Here is a 1,195-nt window from a genome sequence, read left to right on the forward strand (position 1 = left end):
CGGGCACGTTGGCGACGGCTGCCATATCCAAGATGGAGGAGCGGCTCGCCTGGTATCGATCGATGCCTCCGGAGCAGCGATCATGGGTCGGGCTGGTGATTCAGGCGGGCATCGCCGCCTTCGTCGACTGGTACCGCAACCCGGGCGACGCGCGACCGACTCCAACCGCCGACGTGTTCGGAACGGCCCCCCGGGAGCTGATCCGGTCGATCAGTCTGCAACAGGCCGTCGAGGTGGTCCGGGTGGCGATCGAGGTCGTCGAGGACAACGTCGCCGACGTGGTGGGCGAGGAGGACGCGCCCGCCGTCCTGGAAGGGGTTCTCCGCTACTCCCGCGAGGTGGCCTTCTCGGCCGCTCACGTGTACGCCCGGTACGCGGAGGCACGTGGTTCGTGGGATGCGCGGCTGGAGGCGACCGTCGTCGACTCGTTGCTCCGCGGTGAGGTCGACGAGGATGTCCGTTCGCGGGCGTCGGCGCTGGGATGGACGGCACAGGACGGAGTCGCGGTCCTCATCGGGAGGCCGCCCTCCGCGAGCGACGGCACCGTCGATGCCATCCGGCGCAGCGCGCGCAAGTCCGGCTACGACGTGCTCACCGGCATACAAGGTGATCGGCTCGTTGCCGTCCTCGGCCACGTCGAAGACCCCGTCAAAGCGGCGGACTGTCTGGTCACGCATTTCGGCGCCGGTCCTGTCATCGTCGGCCCGCTGGTGCCGGACCTGGTGTCGGCCAATGTGTCCGCCAGGCACGCCGTGTCGGCCCTTCTCGCCGCCGACGGCTGGCCCGACGCTCCCCGCCCGGTCGCATCGTCGGCGTTGCTGCCGGAACGTGCTCTCTCCGGAGATGACGAAGCGGTGCGGGAGCTCGTCCAGGAAGTCTTCCTCCCGGTCGCCGAGGCCGGGCCCGTCGTCTTGGAGACGCTCGCCGCCTATCTGGAGACGGGTGCGTCCGTCGAGGCTGCCGCGCGGCTGCTGTTCGTGCATCCCAACACGGTCCGCTACCGCTTGCGGCGGGTCGCCGACGTCGCCGGCCTGATGCCTACCGACCCACGAGACTCGTACACGCTGCGTATCGCGCTCACCCTGGGCCGGCTCAACCCGCCCTCGTTCGACTAGGGCGTGTCTGATGGATCTCGGCCGTAGCGAGCAGGTGCCCGGCTGGATGCCTCGCAAGGCCGAGGAGGGAGGCGCACTGG

1 protein-coding gene is annotated in these 1,195 nt (G+C 69.9%); it reads left to right on the forward strand.

Translation table 11 applies throughout. From position 1 onward, the window contains the following. Positions 1-1,115, forward strand: a 1,115-nt coding sequence (locus ELR45_RS04795; protein WP_205855972.1) for a PucR family transcriptional regulator, incomplete at its 5' end; no start/stop codon positions are given. Between the last annotated feature and the right edge of the window lie 80 nt (positions 1,116-1,195).

It is taken from the genome of Phytoactinopolyspora endophytica (genome assembly GCF_004138495.1).
Lineage (GTDB): Bacteria > Actinomycetota > Actinomycetes > Jiangellales > Jiangellaceae > Phytoactinopolyspora > Phytoactinopolyspora endophytica.